The sequence below is a fragment of the Isoptericola sp. NPDC056578 genome, from assembly GCF_042793275.1.
Classification (GTDB): Bacteria; Actinomycetota; Actinomycetes; order Actinomycetales; family Cellulomonadaceae; genus Isoptericola.
In genome coordinates, this window is record NZ_JBHTVC010000083.1 from 1 (window position 1) to 15,080 (window position 15,080).

The window sequence follows — 15,080 nt, forward strand, 5'->3', positions numbered from 1 at the left end:
GGACGTGGAAAGGGACGTCCCCGGGCCGGAGGCCCTTGCTGCGTGGTGCGACGCGTCAGACCTTCGGGGTCGCGGTGGTCGTGCCGCCCCCGTTGGTCGTGGTCGGAGCGATCGTGACACGGTAGTTGTACTTGTGCGAGGCCGTGAACTTGTAGGTCTTCAGGCCGTACTTGTCCAGGGTGAGCGTCTTGCGCGTGTGCCAGCCGGTGGAGTTCTTGTACTGCACCTTCACCTTGGCGTACGAGTACGAGTGCCAGCCGGACGGGGTGTACCTCTTCAGGCCGATCTTGACGGTCTTGTGGCTGCCGCTCGAGGTCACCCGGACGACGTTGCCGTACTTGAGCTTGCCGTCGATCGAGGACTTCATCATGAAGGTGCCGCGGGAGTACGAGGCGTCCTTGAGCGTGACGTCCGGCGTGGTCGAGTTGTAGTCGGTGTCGACCACCACGCGCACGTTCTTCACCTTGAAGGTGCCGCGGCCCCAGGACGACTTCGCGGCGATGTAGGTGTCCAGGCTCTTGTAGTTCTGCGAGGCGACCGAGCCCAGGTCGAGGTTCTTCGCGACGCGGGTGCTGCCGCGGTAGACGTCGGCGGAGATGTCGGCCCACCAGTACTGGCCGTAGCCGCTGAGGTTGCCGAGCTTCACGCTCGTGTGGACGTCGTAGTACTTCGTCGCGGAGTTGGTCCCGGTGCTGCCGTTGGAGGGCGTGACCTTGATCGAGGTCACGTCGATCGCCGGGGCGGCGGCTGCGGTCGCGGGAGCGACGGCGGTGCCGAGCAAGAGCGAGGCCGCCGCCACCGTGGTGACCGCGAGCTTGGACAGGATGCGCATGGGGACCCTTTCGAGGGGAGAGATGAGCCGCGCGGATCCTATTCAGGTGCCCGTGATATGTGCCCGCCGAAACCACCGCCCGGACCGCCCAGGACCTGCGGTAGCGGATACCGCCGAGCGGCCTCGCCGGCGGGGCGACAGGTCGCGCAGGCCCGGGATGCCGGGCCTCGCGGGGGCTGACCGGGCGGCCGTCGCCTCCCGGCCCGACCTCCCGCGCGGCACGCGGCGGTCGTCCGAGGCCCGGAGATTTCACCCGCCCGGCCCACGCTCGGCCGCCTCCGCAGGTGCGCAGAGACCCCGGCCAGACAGACACCCGCTCCTCACCGATCGGTAGGCATGAGGCGTCGCCTCCTCCGTCCTCACGGGGAGGCCCCTCGCCAGCGAGGGCCGACGGTGGCCGGGGCGGTGTGGTGGCGGTCGTGGTTGTCCTCGAGCTCGGCGGGTGGGACGAGTCCGGTCTCGGCGCGCAGACCTCCGGCGAAAGCTCGGACCACCCGCATCGCGCACCCCGCCCGCGCCGCGCACGGCCGCGCTCCCGCACGCGCCTCCCGCGCGGCCCACACGACGCGGCTCGACCAGGCTCGAGACCAGGAGAGGGCTCGCGCCGTCGCCCAGATCCGGACTGCACCTCCCGGAACGCAGAAAGTCCCGGCCAGGAGAACCTGACCGGGACTTTCCGAAGGTGTTCCGGCCCTGAAGCCGAAACCCTCCTCACGTGCGCGAGGGGGGAGTTGAACCCCCACGCCCTCTCGGGCACACGGACCTGAACCGTGCGCGTCTGCCTATTCCGCCACTCGCGCGTGCCGCAGAAGATTAGCACGGCGCCGGGGGTGCTCCCCAATCCCCTGCTGAGGGGTCCGCGCACCCCGGGAACGGCCCGGACCCGCCGCTGGCGGTGAGCGTGGCGGCCGTCACCGCGCCGTGACCTGCCGGTTCCGCTTCTGCGCCGAGCGTTCGCAGGAAATCCACACCGCGCGGAGGAGTGGTGCTGCGGCGCTGCCTACGATCTAGATAGTCTGCCCGCGGACGTGTCGGGCCAATGGGAGGAGGTGGCATGGGCGCCCTGGATCGCTTCGAGAAAGGCGTGGAGCGCGTGATGAACAACGCGTTCGCGAAGGTGGGTCGCAACAGCGAGATCAAGCCGGTCGAGCTGGCGAGCCGCCTGCGGCGCGAGATCGACGACCGCGCTGCCGTCGTCGGGCGCGACCGCACGGTCGTGCCGAACGAGTTCACGATCGAGCTGTCGTCCGCGGACTTCTCGCAGATCGACGCCTGGGGCGCGGAGACGATGGCCGACGAGCTGGCCACGAACCTCACCGAGTACGCCGCCTCGCAGCACTACGCCTTCGTGGGCCCGGTCAGCGTGTCGTTCGAGGAGCACGAGGACCTGCCGGGCGGCCGCTTCCAGCTCCGCTCCGCGACGGTGCGCGGCAACGTCGCCCCCGCCACGTCGGCGGCGCCGTCCACCCGCCACCCCCTCATCGACATCGACGGCCAGCGCTACCTGCTCACCGGCCCGGTGACGGTCATCGGCCGCGACGCCGAGGCCGACATCGTGGTCGACGACCCGGGTGTCTCGCGCCGCCACCTGGAGATCCGCGTGACGCCGGAGGGCGTCGTCGCGACCGACCTCGGCTCCACGAACGGCCTGTTCGTCGAGGGCCACCAGGTGCCCGCCGCCACCCTGCTGGACGGCAACACCCTGACCATCGGCCGTACCCGCATCATGTTCTGGACCGGCAGCGCCTCGGGCCAGCAGACCGAAGGCTGGTGATCCCCCCAGGATGAGTGAGCTGACGATCACCCTGCTGCGGCTGGGCTACCTGGTGCTGCTCTGGGTGTTCGTGCTCTCCGCGATCGCGGTGCTGCGCCGCGACCTGGCGCCGCGCGGCGCCCCGCGAGCCTCCAAGGCCGAGCGCCGTCGTGCCGAGTCGGCACCGGCCGCCGGTGCTCCCGCCGCCGCCGCGCCCGCGCCCGCCCGGCGCTCCGGCCCCACGCGCCTGGTCGTGACGACCGGCCCGCTGACCGGCACCACCCTCCCGCTGTCCTCGGCGTCGATCCTCATCGGGCGGTCGCCGGGCTGCACCCTCGTGCTCGACGACGACTACTCGTCGTCGCGGCACGCCCGCATCTTCCCGCAGGGTGACCAGTGGTACGTGGAGGACCTCGGATCGACGAACGGCACCTTCATCGGGGACACCCAGGTGTCGGGACCGCAGCCGCTGGCGCCGGGTGTCGGCGTCCGGATCGGCCAGTCCGTCGTCGAGCTCCAGGGGTGACCGCTCCGTGACCCTCACCCTGCGCTACGCCGCGCGGTCCGACGTCGGGCTCGTGCGGTCCAACAACCAGGACTCCGCGTACGCCGGGCCGCACCTGCTGGCCGTCGCCGACGGCATGGGCGGGCACGCGGGCGGCGACGTCGCGTCGCGGCTCGCGATCGCCGCCCTCGCGCCGCTCGACCGCACGGAGCACGGCCCCGAGGAGGCGCTGACCGACCTCGAGCAGACCGTGGAGCGTGCCCGGCAGGACCTGGTCCGGGTCAGCGACGCCGACCCCGAGCTGGTCGGCATGGGCACCACCGTCACCGCCCTCCTGCACACCGGCACCACCCTGGTGATGGCGCACCTCGGCGACTCGCGCGCCTATCTGCTGCGCGAGGGCCGCCTGACGCAGGTCACGGTGGACCACACGTTCGTGCAGCACCTGGTGGACACCGGCCGCATCTCGCCCGAGGAGGCGGAGCACCACCCGCAGCGCAACGTCGTCATGCGGGTGCTGGGCGACTTCGACGTCGACCTCACGCCCGACATGTCGGTGCGCGAGGCGCGCGCCGGCGACCGGTGGCTGCTCTGCTCGGACGGGCTGTCCGGGTTCGTCTCGCCCGAGCAGATCACCGAGGTGCTCACCGAGACCTCGGCGCCCGACGAGGCGGCCGACCTGCTGATCACGCTGTCCATGACGGCGGGCAGCACCGACAACATCACCGTCGTCGTCGCCGACGTCGTGGAGGACGGCGACGCCCCCGCGACCGAGGACGCGGCGTCGGCCCCGGTCGAGGGCGCGACCGTGCCGCAGGTCGTGGGCGCGGCAGCGACGGGCGAGCTCCCCGCGGTCCTCCAGAACCCGGTCGAGGACCCGGCCGACGACCCCGTGCCCACCGAGCAGGACGCCGCCGACGACGACGCGGACGACCCCGAGGACGACGACGACGCCCGGCCCGCTCGCAAGCGCCGGCCCTGGATCACGGTGCTCGTGGTGCTCGTGGTGCTCGGCGGCCTCGGGTACGGCCTGTGGCGCGCGTACGGCTGGACGCAGCAGCAGTACTACGTCGGCGTCGCCGACGGCGAGGTCGCCGTCTTCCAGGGCATCCCGGCCAGCGCCGGCCCCCTCACCCTCTCCACCCCGGTGGAGCTCACCGGCACCCCGGTCTCCGACCTCCCGGACTACTGGGCGGATCGCCTCGACGGGTCCATCCGGGCGTCGTCCGAGGCCGAGGCTCGCGAGCGAGCGGACCGGCTCATCACCGAGGCCGCCCCCGAGCCGACCCCGTCCCCCACCCCCTCCGCGACCCCGTCGAGCACGCCGTCCCCCTCGAAGAGCACGGCGACCTCGAAGCCCTCGAAGCAGCCCGCCGACTCCGAGCAGGCGGCGGGCACGACCGACAGCGCCGACAGCAAGGCCGACGGGGGGTCGAAGGGGTGAGCGCCGACGTCGAGACCCCCGCCGGGCGCACGGTCGAGCCCACCGAACGCCGTCCCGCACGCCTGGCCGAGCTGTTCCTGCTGATCCTCGCCCTGACCGCGGGCATCAGCGCGTTCGCGATGGTCGGCCGCAGCGTCACCGGCGAGCTGCCCGGCGACTTCTGGGCCGTCAGCCTGCTCCTGGTGGGCATCGCCGCAGCCGCGCACGTCGTGCTGCGCCTCCGCGCGCCGTGGGCCGACCAGGTGATCCTGCCCGCGGTCGTGCTCCTCAACGGACTCGGCCTGGCCATGATCCTGCGGCTGGAGCTCGCGGGCACGAAGGGCGCCGACGCCTGGTCGCAGATGATGTACACCGCGCTCGGCGCGGTCATCGCGATCCTCCTCGTCTGGTTCCTGCGCGACCACCGCTGGATCCGCCGCCTCACCTACACGGCGATGCTGGTGGGCCTGGGGCTCGTCGTCCTGCCGCTGCTGCCCGTCATCGGGCGCGAGATCAACGGCGCCCGCATCTGGGTGAACATCGCCGGCTTCTCCCTGCAGCCCGCCGAGTTCGCGAAGATCGCGTTCGCGATCTTCTTCGCCGGCTACCTCGTGACGAACCGCGACACCCTGGCCCTGGCGGGCAAGAAGGTGCTCGGCCTGCAGCTGCCGCGCATCCGCGACCTCGGCCCGATCATCATCGTGTGGGCCGCGTCGCTGGCCGTCCTCGTCTTCGAGCGCGACCTGGGCACCTCGCTGCTGTTCTTCGGGCTGTTCGTCGCGATGCTGTACCTCGCCACCGAGCGGTTCAGCTGGGTGCTCATCGGCCTCGTGCTGTTCGCGGCGGGCGCGCTCGTCGCCGCGAGCGTGTTCCCGCACGTCGGCGCCCGCATGGACGTCTGGCTGCACCCGTTCGACAACGAGCTGTACAACGCGGTCGGCGGGTCGTACCAGATCGTGCAGGGCACCTTCGCGCTCGCCGCGGGGGGCCTGTTCGGCACCGGCTGGGGCGAGGGCTACCCGTACCTCGTGCCGTACGCCTTCTCCGACTTCATCTACTCCTCGCTGGGCGAGGAGCTCGGTCTCACCGGCCTGCTCGCCATCCTGCTGGCGTACCTGCTCATCGTGCAGCGCGGCCTGCGCACGGCGATCGCGGTGCGCGACGGCTTCGGCAAGCTGCTGGCCGGCGGCCTCGCGTTCGTCATGGCGCTGCAGCTCTTCGTCGTCGTCGGCGGCATCACGCGGATCATCCCGCTCACCGGCCTGACGCTGCCGTTCATGGCGCAGGGCGGGTCGTCGCTGCTCGCCAACTGGATCGTCATCGCGCTGCTGCTGCGGATCTCCGACAACGCCCGGCGCCCGTCGGCGCTGCCGATGCGCGGCACGGTCGCGCAGGGCGGCGCCATGCACGACCCCATCGTGGTCGGCGCGCACGACGGGACAACGCCCGGTGGCGGCGTCCCCGTCCGCCGGTCCGCCGCGGACGCGCCCTCGCGCGGGTCGACGCCGTCGCACCCCACCGAGGCGTTCGGCGGGCCGCTGGACCCCCGACGCGACGATCCCCGAGGCACGACTGGAGGTGAGCACCTGTGAACACGACCCTGCGCCGGCTCGCGAGCGTCGTCATGGTCATGTTCCTGGCGCTCATGGTGTCGACCACGTGGATCCAGTTCTTCCACGCCGACGAGCTCAACAGCGACACCCGCAACATCCGCTCGATCTACGCCGAGTACGGGCGCGCCCGCGGCCCGATCGTCGTCGGGGGCGAGGCGGTCGCGCTGTCCAAGCCCGTCGACGACGAGTTCGGCTACCAGCGCGAGTACACGAACGGCAAGCTCTACGCGCCGCTGACCGGCTTCTTCTCGCTGGCCAACGGCACGACGGCGATCGAGCACGCGGAGAACGACTACCTCAACGGGCAGGCCGACGCCCTGTGGGTGGACCGGCTGCAGAACCTGCTCACCGGTCGTGACCCGGAGGGGTCGTCGGTGGAGCTCACCATCGACCCGAAGGCGCAGAAGGCCGCCTGGGACGCGCTCGGCGACCAGCAGGGCGCCGTCGTCGCGCTCGACCCGAAGACCGGCGCCGTCCTCGCGATGGTGTCCAAGCCCTCCTTCGACCCGAACGACCTGGCGTCGCACTCCACCAAGGAGGCAGGCCAGGCGTACACCGACCTGCTCAACGACGACGACGACCCGCTGGTCAACCGCGCCACGGCGTGGAACCCGCCCCCGGGCTCGACGTTCAAGCTCGTCACGACGGCCGCCGCGCTCGAGAGCGGCGACTACACGCCCGACACGGTGATCGACGCCCCGTCCACCTACACCCTGACCGGCACGAGCACCCAGGTCGGGAACTTCGCGGGCACCTCCTGCGCCTCCTCGGGGGAGATGACGCTGGCCGACGCGCTGCGGATCTCCTGCAACACGGCCTTCCTGGGTCTCGGTGGCGAGCTCGGCGCCGACGCGATGAACGAGCAGGCCGAGAAGTTCGGGTTCGGCAGCAGGTACGAGGTCCCGTTCTCGACCGCCGCGAGCCAGTACGACCCCGACCCGGACGAGATGAACTCCGCGCAGGTGGAGCTGTCCGGAATCGGCCAGGGCAGCGTGGCCGCCACGCCGATGCAGGTCGCCATGGTCTCCGCCGCGATCGCGAACGGCGGCGAGGTCATGCAGCCCTACTCGGTCGACACGGTCCGCGACCCGCAGCTCGAGGTGGTCCGCCAGACGTCGCCCACCAGCCTCGGCCGTGCCGTCTCGGACAAGACCGCGAGCCAGCTCACCGACATGATGAAGAGCGTCGTCGAGTCCGGGTCGGGCACCACCGCCCAGATCCCGGGCGTCCAGGTGGCCGGCAAGACCGGCACCGCCCAGCACGGCGACAACTCCCAGCCGCCGCACGTGTGGTTCACCGGGTTCGCGCCGGCCGACGACCCGCAGGTCGCCGTGGCCGTCGTCGTCAAGAACGGCGGCAAGCTCGGTGGCCAGGCCACCGGCGGCTCGGTGTCCGCGCCGATCGCGAAGGCCGTCATGGAAGCGGTGCTGAACGGATGAGGCCGTCCACGGGGCTCGCGCTCGGCGAGCGTTACCGCCTCACGCGCCGGATCGCCATCGGCGGCATGGGCGAGGTCTGGGTGGCCGACGACGGCTACCTGGGCCGCGAGGTCGCCGTGAAGGTGCTCCGCGAGGAGTACACGGGCAACGAGGACTTCCTGCGCCGCCTGCGCACTGAGGCGCGCAACAGCGCCGCCCTGTCGCACCCGAACATCGCCCAGATGTACGACTACGGCGAGCAGGACGGCGCCGGCTTCCTCGTCATGGAGCTGGTGCTGGGCGAGCCGCTGGCCGACCTGCTGGAGCGCGAGCCCGTCGTCGCGCCCCGCAAGCTGCTGCCGATCCTCGCCGCCACGGCGCGGGGCCTGCACCACGCGCACCTGGCCAAGGTGGTGCACCGCGACGTCAAGCCCGGCAACATCCTGCTGGAGCACGGCGGCAGCGTGAAGATCACCGACTTCGGCGTCTCGCTCGCCGCGAACCAGGCCCCCATGACGGCCACCGGCATGGTCATGGGCACGGCGCAGTACCTGTCGCCCGAGCAGGCGGTGGGGCAGCCCGCGACGGCGGCGTCCGACCTGTACGCGCTCGGCGTCGTCGCGTACGAGGCGACGGCGGGCAAGCGCCCGTTCACGGGCTCGACGCCGGTCGACATCGCCGTGGCGCACGTCAACGCCCCGGTCCCGCCCCTGCCCACGCACGTGCACCCGGGTCTCGCGGACGTCATCGGGCGCATGCTCGAGAAGGACCCGTCGCGCCGACCCGAGTCGGCCGCCGCGCTCGCGGGGGAGCTCGAGTCGCTCGCCCGCGAGATCGCGGAGGACCCGCTGGGCGCCCGGTCCCGGTCCGCGCGGCGCGCCGCCGCCGCCCGCCAGGGCGCCCGACCCGCCCGCTCCGTCCCCGCGCACGCCGCCCCCACGACGCCGCGACCCGCCGGCCCGGCCGGCCCCTCAGGTCCCGCCGGCACCGCCGGACCGAACGCTCCCGCCGGCCCCGCCACGCCGCCGTCGGCCGCGCTGCCGGTCGCGTGGTCGTCGGTCACGCCGTCCGACGACGAGCGCACGACGGCCTCCGGGCCGGCGCCCCACGGCGACGAGCCGGCCCCGCCGACGCCCGTCGACGACCTCGGCGCCGGCCGCGCCTACCCGCTGCGCCGCGACGTGCGCGCCGGCGCCCATGACGCCCGCCGTCCCCCGGTGCGCAAGACCGCCCCGACCGGCACCCGGAGCCGTTCGGCGTCCCGCGCCGCGCCCGAGGCGAAGCCGGAGCGCCGGACGTCCACGTCGACGGGCCAGCGCTTCGGCCCGCTCGGGCGCCTCTCCTGGCCGCTGCTCGCGCTGCTCGGCCTCCTCGTCGTCCTGCTGCTCGCCACCATCGTGCAGGCCATGGCGGCCGACGCCGGGGGCCAGGCGGCGGCCCTCCTGGTGGGACCGGCCCTCGCGGTCTCCCGCCCCTCCCGCACGGCTGCCCCTCCCTCCTCTGGGATGATGCTCCGAGACACGCCGCGCGCCCCGCGCGCGGCCATGACCGAGAAGGACTTCTGAGTGGTGGACAACACGCCCCGGGTACTCGCCGGCCGCTACGAGGTCGGTGAGCTCATCGGCCGCGGCGGCATGGCCGAGGTGCACATCGGGCACGACACGCGCCTGGGTCGCACCGTCGCGATCAAGGTGCTGCGGTCCGACCTCGCCCGCGACCCGTCCTTCCTGGCACGGTTCCGTCGCGAGGCCCAGTCGGCCGCCGCGCTGAACCACCCCGCCATCGTCGCCGTGTACGACACCGGTGAGGACACGCACACGGACACGCAGGGCGCGTCCGTGCACGTCCCGTTCATCGTCATGGAGTACGTCGAGGGCCACACGGTCCGCGACATCCTCCAGGACGGCGCGGCGGTGCCGATCGAGGAGGCCGTCGAGATCACGGCGGGCATCCTCAGCGCGCTCGAGTACTCGCACCAGGCCGGCATCGTGCACCGCGACATCAAGCCCGCCAACGTGATGATCACGCCGACGGGCGCGGTCAAGGTGATGGACTTCGGCATCGCCCGAGCGATGGCGGACTCCGCCGCGACCATGACGCAGACGCACGCCGTCATCGGCACGGCCCAGTACCTGTCGCCCGAGCAGGCCCGCGGCGAGACGGTGGACGCCCGCAGCGACCTGTACTCCACCGGGTGCGTGCTGTTCGAGCTGCTCACCGGGCGTCCGCCGTTCATGGGCGACTCCCCGGTCGCCGTGGCGTACCAGCACGTCGGGCAGGCGCCGCAGCGACCCAGCGAGCTCGCCTCGGACGTGCCCGAGGTGCTCGACCGCATCGTGCTCAAGGCGCTCACGAAGGACCGCGACGCCCGCTACTCGACGGCGGCGGAGTTCCGCGCGGACCTCGAGACCGCGCTGCGCGGGGGCGACGTCACCGCGCCGCTCATCGGCGCGGCCATGGCCGGCGCCGCGGCGACGCAGGTCATGGGCCAGCCCCAGGGCACGCAGGTGATGGACCCGGCGAGCACGTCGCAGTGGGGCACCACCGGTGTCCAGGGCGCGAACGGCGAGCCCGACGACGAGAAGAAGAGCCGCAAGGGGCTCATGTGGACGCTCATCGCGATCGGCGCCGTCGCGCTGGCCGCGATCATCACGTTCCTCGTCATGAACGGCGCCGAGGCCAAGACCACCGTGCCCGAGCTCAAGTCCAACGTCACGCCCGCCGAGGCGGAGCGGGAGATCACGGCCGCGGGACTCGAGTACGAGCAGGCCGTGGACACCGAGTCCACGGAGCCGGAGAACACCTTCCTGGGGCAGAACCCGGCGGGCGGCGCCGAGGTGGACCGCGGGACCATCGTCACCGTGACGTTCTCCGCCGGCCCGGACACCGTCGCCGTGCCGAAGCTCTCCGGCCTCACGCAGGACGAGGCCGAGGCAGAGCTCGAGAAGCTGAACCTCACGCTCGGCGAGGTCTCGCAGGAGAACAGCAAGGGCGTCGAGAAGGACCACGTCGTCAAGTCCGACCCGGCCGAGGGTCAGGCGGTCAGCGAAGGATCGGCCGTCGACATCGTCGTCTCCACCGGTCAGGTCGACCTGCCGAACCTGGTGGGCATGACCGAAGGCAAGGCCAAGGAGACGATCACCAACCTTGGGCTCAACTCGGAGACCAGCACCGAGGAGAGCGACGAGAAGGCCGGCACCGTGATCCGCCAGAGCCCGCAGTCCGGTTCGGTCCCGCAGGGCAGCGGGGTCTCGATCGTCATCGCCAAGGAGAAGGCCCCGGAGATGACGACGGTGCCGAACGTCGTCGGGCAGTCGGCCGCCGAGGCCCAGTCGGCCATCACCGGCGCCAACCTGAGTCCGCAGATCACCTTCGAGCCCTCGGAGGACGTGCCGAACGGCTTCGTGATCTCCCAGGACCCGGAGGGCGGCGAGGCCGAGGTCGGCTCGAACGTCGCCGTCGTGGTGTCCAGCGGCCCGGAGGCGGAGGAGACGCCCACGGGTGAGCCGTCCGGCGACCCCACGGACGACGAGACCGACGACGCCGGCGGGCTGCCGGGTCTCGACCTCGGCGGCGACAGCTAGGGCCGGTCGAGCTCCCCAGCCGCATCGGATCCACTAAGGTCGCTCAGCATGACCGAGGTCGACATCACCGCCGGCCTCGTCCGCGACCTGCTGCGGGACCAGCACCCGGACCTGGCGGAGCTGCCCCTCCGCGAGGTGGAGGGCGGCTGGGGCAACCAGATGTGGCGGCTCGGGGACGAGCTCGCCGTGCGCATCCAGCGGATGGATACCGTCCCCGATCACCAGCTCAAGGAGCGCCGGTGGCTGCCGCTGCTCGCCCCGCGTCTGCCGTTGCCCATCCCCGTCCCGGTGCGCAGTGGTGCGCCCTCCGAGCGGTTCCCCAAGGTGTGGACGGTCATGACCTGGGTGCCGGGCACGCCGCTGGACCACGCCTCGATCACCCGCGGCGAGCACGCGGCCGACACCCTGGCGGCGTTCCTCCGGGCGCTGCATGTGGCAGCGCCCGCCGACGCACCGACGGCGGGCGGGCGCGGCGCGCATCCCCACGACTGGTCGGACGGCTTCGACCACTTCTTCGACTCCGTCGACGCCGACGCGATCGGCTCCGACGCCGCCGACGTCCGGGCGGTCTGGGACGACGCGGTCTCGGCCGCGGCGTGGGCGGGTCCGCCGGTGTGGGTGCACGGCGACCTGCACCCCGCGAACGTGGTCGTCGCGGACGGGACGCTGGCCGGCGTCGTCGACTTCGGTGACCTGTCCGCCGGCGACCCGGCGTCCGACCTGGCGGCCGCCTGGGTCCTGCTGCCGAAGGGCGCGGCCGCACGCTTCTTCGCCGCCTACGGGGAGGCGGACGACGCGACGGTCCGGCGCGCCCGCGGGCTGGCCGCGCTGAAGAGTCTCTTCCTGATGCTGATGGGTCAGAACGGGGACCGTGGCCTTCCCGGCGGCAAGCCGGCATGGGGTCCAGCCGGACGGGCGGCTCTCGACCGGGTCCTGGCGAGCGTCTGACCCGGCTTCCCGACGAGCCGCTCGCGACGACGTCAGCCCTGGTGCACCAGCGGCGCCATGCCGGCGGACCGCTCGACCGCGCCGTCGTCGCCGCACACGGCGAGCCAGTTGGCGAGCAGCCGGTGCCCGCCCTCGGTGAGCACGGACTCGGGGTGGAACTGCACACCGTGCAGCGGCAGCTCGCGGTGCTGGAGACCCATGACGACGCCGCTCGCCGTCGCGCCCGTCACCTCGAGCTCGGCGGGCACGGTCTCCGGGAGCACGGCGAGGGAGTGGTAGCGCGTGGCCGTGAACGGCGACGCGAGGCCGTCGAGCACGCCCTCGCCGTCGTGCTCGACGAGGCTGGTCTTGCCGTGCATGAGCTCCGGCGCGTGCGCGACCGTGGCGCCGTACACCTCCGCGAGGGCCTGGTGGCCCAGGCACACGCCGAGCATCGGCGTGCGGGAGCGGGCGCAGGCGCGGATGACGTCCTCCGACGAGCCGGCCTCCTTCGGGGTGCCGGGGCCGGGGGAGACGAGCACGCCGTCGAAGGGCGCGCCGTCCGCGTCGTGGAAGACGCCGTCGGCGTCGGGCTCGGGCACCGCGTCGTTGCGCACCACGACGGTGCGTGCCCCGAGCTGGTCGAGGTAGCCGACGATCGTGTAGACGAACGAGTCGTAGTTGTCGACCACGAGGATGCGCGGGCCGGCGGTGGTGGGGGCGGGGGTGGTCATGGCTGTCTCGCTTCGGGGAGGTGGTCAGGCGGGCTGCGGGGCGGGACGGCGGCCACGCCATCGCCGGCCCGGCCCCGGCACCGCGGCGCCCACGACGGTCGTGGCGCTCACGAGAACACGTCCGTGCCGGCGGGGACCGTCGCGTACTTCATCTCGGAGCTGCCGGTGTACGCGGGGAGCTGGAGCGTGCCCGCGTCCTTGACCGACCAGCCGAGGGCGACCCAGTCGACGTACTGCTGGTAGATCGCGACGCCCGGGTCCGCGTCGAGCGAGTCCCGCAGCTCCTGGGGGTCGCCCACCGCCTCGATCACGTACGGAGGGGAGAAGACCTTGCCGTGCAGCAGCAGGATGTTGCCGGAGCAGCGGAACGCCGACGTCGCGGTGACGCGCTCGCCCTGCAGCGTCATCGCCTCGGCGCCGCCCGCCCACAGCGCGTTGATCACGTGCTGCACGTCCTGCTGGTGCACGACCAGGTCGTCCGGCCGCACCCCGGCGATCGACTGGCTGGACGCGGGCGCATCGTCGAGCGCCACCCGCAGCCCGGGCCCCGAGACGGCCGCGGCGCCGGTGACGACCGACTCGTCGGCCACGAGGTCGGCGCTCCGCGTGGGCAGGTCCGTGCCGGTCTGCTTGCCGAGGTCGTCGATCTCGGCCTCGAGCTCGTTCATGCGGTCGGTGAGGCCGGCCACCCGGTCGGACTCCGTGGTGACGAGCTCGGCGAGGTCCTGCGGGTCGCGACCGTCCTTGGTGTCAGCGAGCTGCGCGCTGGCGGTGAACAGGAGCCCGGACGCGGCGAGGACGCACGCGACGGTCGCGCTCTGGCGCAGTCGGCGGTTCATCGGCACCCCTGTCAGTCCCCTGCTGTCCTTCTCGAGCCTGCTGACGACTACGCTAGTCGACAGAATCGCCGACGGTGGCGGGCATCCGGCCCGCGGCCGCCACCCACCCGTCCGGACAGGAGACCTCCCCGTGCCCGAGTCGAAGTCCCGCAAGAAGAAGAGCACGCCCGACGAGCAGCCGGTCACGCCGAAGGCGAAGCCGCAGGGCAACCCCCGCTGGCTGGTGCCGACGATGCTCACGCTCATGCTGCTGGGCCTCGCGTGGATCGTCCTGTACTACCTCACGGCACAGGGCCTGGGGCTCCCGATCCCGGCGCTCGGCGCCTGGAACCTCGCCGTCGGGTTCGTGCTGATCATCGCGGGTTTCGGGCTCACCACGCGCTGGCGCTGACGCCGGGACTTCCACCCGTGTAGTTCGTTCCACACCTGTGGGCAACCCTGTGGACGACGGGTCGGGCCGTGCGGTCAGAGCCAGCCGACGGAGGCGTACTTCCACAGGGTCGCGGCCACGAGGACGACGGCCACCCCCAGCGGCAGCAGCCATCCCACGAGCGCCTGCCGCTCGCGGGGCGCGAAGGCGAAACCTGCGCCCATCGCCAGTCCGACCGCCAGGCCGCCCAGGTGCGCCTGCCACGCGATCCCGCCGACGAAGAACGGGATCGCCATGTTGATGGCGATGAGCACGAGGATCTGCGCGGCGCTGCGCCCGGTGCGGCGCAGGACCGGGATGATCGCGCCGAACAGCCCGAAGACGGCCCCGGAGGCCCCGACCACGGCGGTGTTCCACCCGCCGTCGATCGTCGGCGTCGCGAGCAGCAGGTAGCCCACCGAACCGCCGATCGCCGACAGCACGTACAGCGCGACGAAGCGTCCGCGCCCGAACGCCTGCTCGAGGAACGGGCCGGTGAGCCACAGGGCGTACATGTTGAACAGGATGTGCAGGATGCTGGTGGAGTGCAGGAACGCCGCGGTGAGGAAGCGCCACGGCTGGTCCAGCCCCACGGACGGGGCGAACGCCCACCGTTGGGTCCACTCACCGCCCGTGACGAGCTGCAGCACCCAGCTCACCACGCACAGCGCGACGATCGTCAGCGTGACGACCGGCCGCCCGCCCCGCACCGTGCCCCCGAACATCGTGCGTGCGCTCGGGACCGCGCGCGACGCCTCCTTGACGCAGTCGACGCACTGGATCCCGACGGCGGCGGGCCGCTGGCACTCGGGGCACGTCGGCCGGCCGCAACGCTGGCAGCGCACGTAGGAGACGCGGTCCGGGTGCCGCGGGCACACCGGCGGCGCGTCGGCGGGCTGTCCGAACTGCGGGGCTGGCGGTGTCGAGATGAGTCGGCCCTCCGTGAGGCGATGGAAAGGTCGGGGTCGGGAACCTCGTCGCAGTTCCATCTTTCCCGAAGTGGAGCGCCCCTTGGGCGCGTGAACGGGACTGCGACGAGGTTC

Annotated in this window: 13 protein-coding genes and 1 tRNA gene; 9 read left to right on the plus strand and 5 right to left on the minus strand. The window is 72.6% G+C overall.

Translation table 11 applies throughout. The annotated features are described in order from the left end of the window. Window positions 1–55: 55 nt before the first annotated feature. Window positions 56–832: a hypothetical protein gene (locus ACFQ80_RS21185; RefSeq protein ID WP_430549441.1), complete on the minus strand. Its 777-nt coding sequence runs from the start codon at window positions 830–832 to the stop codon at window positions 56–58. A gap of 716 nt (window positions 833–1,548) precedes the next feature. Then, a tRNA-Leu gene (locus ACFQ80_RS21190) sits at window positions 1,549–1,632 on the minus strand. 254 nt (window positions 1,633–1,886) lie between these two features. Here ACFQ80_RS21190 and ACFQ80_RS21195 point away from each other — a divergent pair. From ACFQ80_RS21195 to ACFQ80_RS21230, 8 genes are read left to right on the plus strand one after another with little or no spacing between them, the layout of a single operon-like run. Beyond that, on the plus strand, window positions 1,887–2,606 hold the full coding sequence (locus ACFQ80_RS21195; RefSeq protein ID WP_430549440.1) for an FhaA domain-containing protein: 720 nt from the start codon (window positions 1,887–1,889) through the stop codon (window positions 2,604–2,606). Window positions 2,607–2,616: 10 nt separating this feature from the next. Further along, entirely contained in the window at window positions 2,617–3,111 is a 495-nt protein-coding gene (locus tag ACFQ80_RS21200) for an FHA domain-containing protein (protein ID WP_430549439.1), read from the plus strand. Window positions 3,112–3,118: 7 nt separating this feature from the next. Next, on the plus strand, window positions 3,119–4,534 hold the full coding sequence (locus ACFQ80_RS21205) for a Stp1/IreP family PP2C-type Ser/Thr phosphatase (protein ID WP_430565044.1): 1,416 nt from the start codon (window positions 3,119–3,121) through the stop codon (window positions 4,532–4,534). Beyond that, the gene (locus ACFQ80_RS21210) at window positions 4,531–6,105 is read left to right on the plus strand and encodes an FtsW/RodA/SpoVE family cell cycle protein (RefSeq protein WP_430565045.1); all 1,575 of its coding nucleotides are present in this window, start codon (window positions 4,531–4,533) and stop codon (window positions 6,103–6,105) included. Before ACFQ80_RS21205 ends, ACFQ80_RS21210 begins: the two co-directional genes overlap by 4 nt. Further along, on the plus strand, window positions 6,102–7,565 hold the full coding sequence (locus ACFQ80_RS21215; protein ID WP_430549436.1) for a peptidoglycan D,D-transpeptidase FtsI family protein: 1,464 nt from the start codon (window positions 6,102–6,104) through the stop codon (window positions 7,563–7,565). Before ACFQ80_RS21210 ends, ACFQ80_RS21215 begins: the two co-directional genes overlap by 4 nt. Further along, window positions 7,562–9,109: a protein kinase gene (locus tag ACFQ80_RS21220; RefSeq protein WP_430565046.1), complete on the plus strand. Its 1,548-nt coding sequence runs from the start codon at window positions 7,562–7,564 to the stop codon at window positions 9,107–9,109. Before ACFQ80_RS21215 ends, ACFQ80_RS21220 begins: the two co-directional genes overlap by 4 nt. Beyond that, window positions 9,110–11,128, plus strand: a complete 2,019-nt coding sequence (gene pknB / locus ACFQ80_RS21225; protein WP_430565047.1) for a Stk1 family PASTA domain-containing Ser/Thr kinase — start codon at window positions 9,110–9,112, stop codon at window positions 11,126–11,128. 48 nt (window positions 11,129–11,176) lie between these two features. Beyond that, window positions 11,177–12,076, plus strand: a complete 900-nt coding sequence (locus ACFQ80_RS21230) for an aminoglycoside phosphotransferase family protein (RefSeq protein WP_430565048.1) — start codon at window positions 11,177–11,179, stop codon at window positions 12,074–12,076. A gap of 32 nt (window positions 12,077–12,108) precedes the next feature. On the opposite strand, the gene ACFQ80_RS21235 is transcribed toward ACFQ80_RS21230, so the two are convergent. Continuing rightward, entirely contained in the window at window positions 12,109–12,789 is a 681-nt protein-coding gene (locus ACFQ80_RS21235; protein ID WP_430565049.1) for an aminodeoxychorismate/anthranilate synthase component II, read from the minus strand. Between the two features lie 107 nt (window positions 12,790–12,896). Continuing rightward, window positions 12,897–13,628, minus strand: coding sequence for a DUF881 domain-containing protein (locus ACFQ80_RS21240; protein WP_430549431.1), 732 nt, complete (start codon window positions 13,626–13,628; stop codon window positions 12,897–12,899). A gap of 130 nt (window positions 13,629–13,758) precedes the next feature. Here ACFQ80_RS21240 and ACFQ80_RS21245 point away from each other — a divergent pair, with 130 nt between their 5' ends. Continuing rightward, entirely contained in the window at window positions 13,759–14,019 is a 261-nt protein-coding gene (locus ACFQ80_RS21245; RefSeq protein ID WP_430549430.1) for a cell division protein CrgA, read from the plus strand. 74 nt (window positions 14,020–14,093) lie between these two features. On the opposite strand, the gene ACFQ80_RS21250 is transcribed toward ACFQ80_RS21245, so the two are convergent. Further along, complete coding sequence (locus ACFQ80_RS21250) at window positions 14,094–14,762, minus strand: rhomboid family intramembrane serine protease (protein ID WP_430565050.1); 669 nt, start codon at window positions 14,760–14,762, stop codon at window positions 14,094–14,096. Between the last annotated feature and the right edge of the window lie 318 nt (window positions 14,763–15,080).

Excerpts from the sequence above, each read along its gene's own strand:
- ACFQ80_RS21200 (WP_430549439.1), top strand. The coding sequence starts at position 2,617 with ATGAGTGAGCTGACGATCACCCTGCTGCGGCTGGGCTACCTGGTGCTG.
- ACFQ80_RS21240 (WP_430549431.1), bottom strand. The coding sequence starts at position 13,628 with ATGAACCGCCGACTGCGCCAGAGCGCGACCGTCGCGTGCGTCCTCGCC.
- ACFQ80_RS21250 (WP_430565050.1), bottom strand. The coding sequence starts at position 14,762 with ATGTTCGGGGGCACGGTGCGGGGCGGGCGGCCGGTCGTCACGCTGACG.
- ACFQ80_RS21185 (WP_430549441.1), bottom strand. The coding sequence starts at position 832 with ATGCGCATCCTGTCCAAGCTCGCGGTCACCACGGTGGCGGCGGCCTCG.
- ACFQ80_RS21195 (WP_430549440.1), top strand. The coding sequence starts at position 1,887 with ATGGGCGCCCTGGATCGCTTCGAGAAAGGCGTGGAGCGCGTGATGAAC.
- ACFQ80_RS21235 (WP_430565049.1), bottom strand. The coding sequence starts at position 12,789 with ATGACCACCCCCGCCCCCACCACCGCCGGCCCGCGCATCCTCGTGGTC.
- ACFQ80_RS21230 (WP_430565048.1), top strand. The coding sequence starts at position 11,177 with ATGACCGAGGTCGACATCACCGCCGGCCTCGTCCGCGACCTGCTGCGG.
- ACFQ80_RS21220 (WP_430565046.1), top strand. The coding sequence starts at position 7,562 with ATGAGGCCGTCCACGGGGCTCGCGCTCGGCGAGCGTTACCGCCTCACG.